The sequence below is a fragment of the Sporosarcina sp. NCCP-2331 genome (assembly GCF_023707945.1).
Lineage (GTDB): Bacteria > Bacillota > Bacilli > Bacillales_A > Planococcaceae > Sporosarcina > Sporosarcina cascadiensis.
The window spans coordinates 1-4,851 of the sequence record NZ_BRCD01000058.1; the positions used below are offsets into that span (position 1 = coordinate 1).

General features: G+C 38.1%; 6 protein-coding genes. 1 reads left to right on the top strand and 5 read right to left on the bottom strand.

Features of this window, described 5'->3' with window-relative positions:
* Positions 1–17: 17 nt before the first annotated feature.
* Together NCCP2331_RS17995 and NCCP2331_RS18000 are read right to left on the bottom strand one after the other, a co-directional pair.
* Positions 18–1,316 (bottom strand): arsenic transporter, encoded by a 1,299-nt coding sequence (locus tag NCCP2331_RS17995; RefSeq protein ID WP_251672073.1) that lies wholly within the window; start codon positions 1,314–1,316, stop codon positions 18–20.
* 13 nt (positions 1,317–1,329) lie between these two features.
* Positions 1,330–1,677: an ArsR/SmtB family transcription factor gene (locus NCCP2331_RS18000; RefSeq protein WP_251672075.1), complete on the bottom strand. Its 348-nt coding sequence runs from the start codon at positions 1,675–1,677 to the stop codon at positions 1,330–1,332.
* Positions 1,678–1,867: 190 nt separating this feature from the next.
* Here NCCP2331_RS18000 and NCCP2331_RS18005 point away from each other — a divergent pair, with 190 nt between their 5' ends.
* On the top strand, positions 1,868–2,287 hold the full coding sequence (locus NCCP2331_RS18005) for a hypothetical protein (RefSeq protein WP_251672077.1): 420 nt from the start codon (positions 1,868–1,870) through the stop codon (positions 2,285–2,287).
* Positions 2,288–2,400: 113 nt separating this feature from the next.
* Here the strand turns inward: NCCP2331_RS18005 and NCCP2331_RS18010 are convergent, their stop codons facing one another.
* The 3 genes from NCCP2331_RS18010 to NCCP2331_RS18020 form a co-directional block, all read right to left on the bottom strand.
* Entirely contained in the window at positions 2,401–2,976 is a 576-nt protein-coding gene (locus tag NCCP2331_RS18010; RefSeq protein ID WP_251672078.1) for a YdhK family protein, read from the bottom strand.
* A 108-nt stretch (positions 2,977–3,084) separates the two neighbouring features.
* Positions 3,085–3,411 carry a four-helix bundle copper-binding protein gene (locus NCCP2331_RS18015; protein ID WP_251672079.1) on the bottom strand — a complete coding sequence of 109 codons (327 nt, stop codon included), beginning with the start codon at positions 3,409–3,411 and terminating at the stop codon, positions 3,085–3,087.
* 282 nt (positions 3,412–3,693) lie between these two features.
* Positions 3,694–4,788: a multicopper oxidase family protein gene (locus NCCP2331_RS18020; RefSeq protein WP_251672080.1), complete on the bottom strand. Its 1,095-nt coding sequence runs from the start codon at positions 4,786–4,788 to the stop codon at positions 3,694–3,696.
* Positions 4,789–4,851: the final 63 nt, after the last annotated feature.

Genomic DNA, 4,851 nt, shown 5'->3' on the forward strand with positions numbered 1-4,851 from the left:
TTTAGAATGGCCTTTTTTTATTGAATGAAGGACAGCCATGCATACAGTCCGACCAATGTAATAAACAGCGTAGGGAGCGTTAAAATAATCCCCACTTTAAAATAGGATCCCCAACCGATTTTTATTCCCTTCTGCGAAAGTACATGCAGCCACAGCAAAGTGGCCAGCGAGCCGATCGGCGTGATTTTAGGTCCGAGATCAGATCCGATGACATTGGCATAAATCAGAGCTTCACGTATGGAACCTGTTGTGCTCGTTTCTGCGATGGCCAGCGCATCTATCATCACTGTCGGCAAATTATTCATAACAGAGGATAAAAAGGCAGCTATAAAGCCCATTGAAATGGTGGCCACAAATAGTCCCTGGTCAGCAGCAATTTGAATAACACCGGCCAACACACTGGTCAAGCCGACATTTTTCAAACCATACACGACCACATACATACCAATAGAGAAAAACACGATTGCCCAGGGAGCATCTTTCAACACTTGTTTTGGTCGCACTACAGAACTTCTGCTTGCCATAAACAAGAAAAAAACCGCGACGATTCCCACAATGAAGGAGACAGGTACATTCAAAATGTCACTCGAAAAATAACCAATCAGCAGAATGCCTAGGACTATCCAAGTTAGTTTGAACATTTTCATGTCCTTTATCGCTTCTTTAGGCTGTTTTAAATCTGACACATTGTATTGACCGGGTATACTTTCACGAAAAAATAAATAAAGAACAGTAATACTGGCAACCAATGCAAATAAGTTAGGTACAATCATCCTGGAGGCATACTCAGCGAAACCGATCCCAAAAAAGTCTGCCGATACAATATTAACTAGATTACTAATTACAAAAGGCAATGAAGTAGTATCGGCAATAAATCCACTGGCGATAATAAAAGGAAAAATCATTTTTTCACTGAAATTCAAATTCCTGACCATTGCCAGAACAATCGGCGTCAAGATCAACGCAGCTCCATCATTTGCAAATAAAGCTGCTACAATAGCTCCTAGAATACTGACATAAATGAACATTCTGGTACCATTGCCTTTGGCGAAACGTGCCATATGTAAAGCTGCCCATTCAAAGAATCCTATCTCATCAAGTATCAACGAAATGATGATAATCGCAACGAATGCCAATGTTGCATTCCACACGATACCTGTCACATCCATAACATCTACAAAATCAACGACGCCAAATAATAAAGCAAAGATGGCACCGATGCATGCAGTCCAACCTATTGATAAATTTTTTGGCTGCCAAATAACAAAAACTAACGTAATTACAAAAACTGCTATTGCAATGAAAGTTGTAACCAATCAATGTTCCTCCTTAACTGCATGAGATACGCAAACCTTGGTTTTCTAAATCCTTAATCAAGTCATCCTGTCCCGGTAATTGGTCAAGAATACTTTTAATCAATTGATAATCTTCATGGTCGCTATTAATTGAATAAAAAACCCATTGCCCACTTCGTACCTCTTTTACTAACTCGATATCCCTCAACTTACGAAGATGCTGGCTAATCGCGGGTTGGCTCATTTTAAAAATCTCCACAAACTCACACACACAACACTCGTGTGACATAAGCAACTTCAGCATAGTTAAACGTGTCTTATCACCTAATAATTTCAAGAGTAATGTAGCTCGCTGCAAATCAACAGTTTCTTTTGTGTTCATATCAATTCCTCCTCGTATATAGCATATAATTATATGCTTATATAAGCAAATGCGATTTTTAAACACTACGCTTCTTGTTTGTAAATGATTATAAATTGCTGAAAACGCCTGATTGCTAATTAATGAAACATTCCATTCATTGAGAACGTCTAGATGGTAATTAGTAATTAAATATTCGGAGGTAATTCCAATGAATGGGAAGTTTATGTTTGCAGTCTTCTCATCAGTTTTCATAGCGTTGGCATTAGCAGGATGTCAATCAGAAAAGAAAATGTTAATGGATGACGTTAGTGATATAAAAGAGATTTCTTTATCCAAATCAACTCATTTTGGTAAACTAAATGGGGAATTCTTTGCAACTTTTGAGGATTCTCACGAATTGGACACGTTAAAAAAAGCTTTGATAACCGCTGAAAAAGAGAAAGTGAAACTCGAAGATGTCAATTATGATTTACTAATTACTGACGATGAAGACGGTAATTATTTGTTGCAGTGCTATTTAGGCGAAGAGGGAGAAAAAAGTGCATTTTTTTATATTGGTCACGAAGAAAAAGTATATTTTACATCTGAAGAAGTAACGCAAGAATTAAGAAAAGTTATGAAGCTATAAATTCCAAAAAAGACCTTCTTAATTGAAGGTCTTTGATCTTTAAGGAGATCGCCATTATATTGACTTAGCCTTTTTAAAAATAAACTTGCTATACGTGATCAACAACATTCTTTTTATTTTGCGGAAAGTTCACTATCTGTCACCCACTTATGATTTGTCACTCTTTCTCCACCTGTGGTTGGCGTGTAGTCAATCATATATACAGTCGTTCGTTTGGCCGAATCAATGACTCCTGTTGCTCCTTTCATCCCTTGCATATGATCGGCTTCAATTATCGCCTCGCTTCCAGGATCTAAAACTTTATCCCCGGCATTTTTAAGCTCTTCTTGAATAACCCATTTATGATCTTCTATCCGTTTACCGTCAGTTGTCTGTGTATAGGAAAGTGAATAAGCTACCGTATCATAGGCACCTACTATGGTTGCTTCCGCATTTTTCATCCCTTGCATATGATCTGTCTTAATAATTGCATTGCTTCCGACTTTATATGTTGGATTCTCTGCCACTTTCAATGTGTCTGGTACTTCACCTGAACCAGAATGATCCATACCCATATCTTCATGGGTAGATTCTTTTGTAATGGAAATGTTATTGTCGTTGCTTTTGTTGTTGTCATTACTATTGTCTTTGCCACATCCACTACTTACAATCATAATTGCAATACTTAAAAAGAGATAATACTTTTTCATTTACTTATGCCTCCATATTTTAATTTGGAATCTAATAATAAAGAAAAGGGCAATGCAGAAAATGACAGATCTTCTGCATTGCCCTAATAGTTTAATCCTTTCAACCTGTTAAGCTATCATTTGTCGGCAGGCTTCCGCACACTTTCGGCAAGCCTCTGCACAACGTTGGCAATGGTCATGTTGATGTTTAGCACATTCTTCGGCACATCTTTCACAAATATCTGCACATACCTCCATTATCTGATTGATAAACGGACTGTTGCGAGTGATCGCTTGTGCAGTAAAAGCACAAATATCTGCACACTCACGATCCAAACGAATGCACTCGGCCATCATCTTAACATCTTCCTCTTTCAGACATGCATCAAAACAAGTATTACATGCTTCTAAACATTCCAGGCATGCTTTTAGGCATTCTTCGTAATTCATCTTCAAGGAATCACCTCCACCCAATTTGCGTTCAGTAGTATTTTGCCCTTTACAGTCAGTTTAAAACGTAAAAAAGCAAACTCCTTAAAAAATCCTTATTTATAGTTTCACCTAAATGGACCTAGATAGTAAACACCCGGCAATTCTTTTTTTCCATATCCGTAATAATTCTGAGCGCATCAGCCAAAGCTTCCATGGATCGATGAAGTTTACCGACAGTATTATCACCCCGCTTGTGTAATCCAACTCACACTGGCTGCTTTGCACTTCACTTACTTTCCTCAACGTTTATTCCACCTTAATCTGTCCCATCATTCCATTGTCTTCATGCTCCAGAATATGACAATGATACATATATACTCCTTTGTATTTAAATTGAATGGCTATTTTTACTGTCTCATCGGGATTTACAGAAATGCTGTCTTTCCAACCTCTTTCATTTTCTGGTGGCGCCTCGCCATTTCGTGAAAGAATTTTAAACTGCGTACCGTGAATATGGAATGGATGGATCATCTCACCCATCATGTCAGGTTTATTGTAAATCTCCCAGACTTCAGTCACGCCTTGCTGTTGTGTAAAATCAATTCTGTTCGGATCAAATTTCCTACCATTAATGGTAACCATATCCATCATCCCAAATAGTTCAATTCTCTTAGTTACCGGCAAAACCTTCTCTTCTTCAGTCAATACGAACTGATTCATTTTGTCGGGAATCTCACTTATCGTCTCGTTTTGTTTCGAAAATTCGAAAGGCAAAAGTACGGATTCATCTTCATTGACCAATGCAAAATCACTTTCTGTATGTAGTTTTGAAAAGTCTATAATAATTTCAGCCCGTTCTGAAGGTGTTAGCGTAACCTCAGTCAAATGAACTGGTTCATTCAAGAAACCTCCATCTGTAGCGATTTGAACAAAGGCGTCCCCAGTATTTAGTTTAAAGGTGAAATTTCTTGCATTGGAACCATTTAAGAGACGAAGACGTACTTTTTCTTTATTCACTGTTAATTTGGGATTCAATGTCCCATTGATCAATAGCGTATCACCGATTGTTCCATCTTCATTTTTGACGGCATTATAATTCAATTGATCTTGATCATCGAAAATTCGATCCTGAAAAACCAAAGGTATGTCATTGATCCCATATTCATCCGGCAATCCAAGGCTTTTTGAATTGTCATCTTCAATGTATATTAGTCCCGCAAGTCCCTTATAAACTTGTTCAGCAGTTTCCCCCTCTGGGTGCGGATGAAACCAAAGCGTCGATGCCCCCTGCGTAACTTTAAACTCTATCACTTTTTCCTCTCCAGGTTTGAGGGGATCATGCGGACCGCCATCTACATCTCCAGCTACTTCTAATCCATGCCAATGAAATGTTGTTTCCACCTCTAATTCGGGACTACTGAACAACTCTTTTCAATCAGCCTGATAGATAAACTTCGAAAGAAA

What these genes read in the sequence shown, in the direction of transcription:
- NCCP2331_RS18000 (WP_251672075.1), bottom strand. Translation starts at nt 1,677, where the DNA reads ATGAACACAAAAGAAACTGTTGATTTGCAGCGAGCTACATTACTCTTG.
- NCCP2331_RS18005 (WP_251672077.1), top strand. Translation starts at nt 1,868, where the DNA reads ATGAATGGGAAGTTTATGTTTGCAGTCTTCTCATCAGTTTTCATAGCG.
- NCCP2331_RS18010 (WP_251672078.1), bottom strand. Translation starts at nt 2,976, where the DNA reads ATGAAAAAGTATTATCTCTTTTTAAGTATTGCAATTATGATTGTAAGT.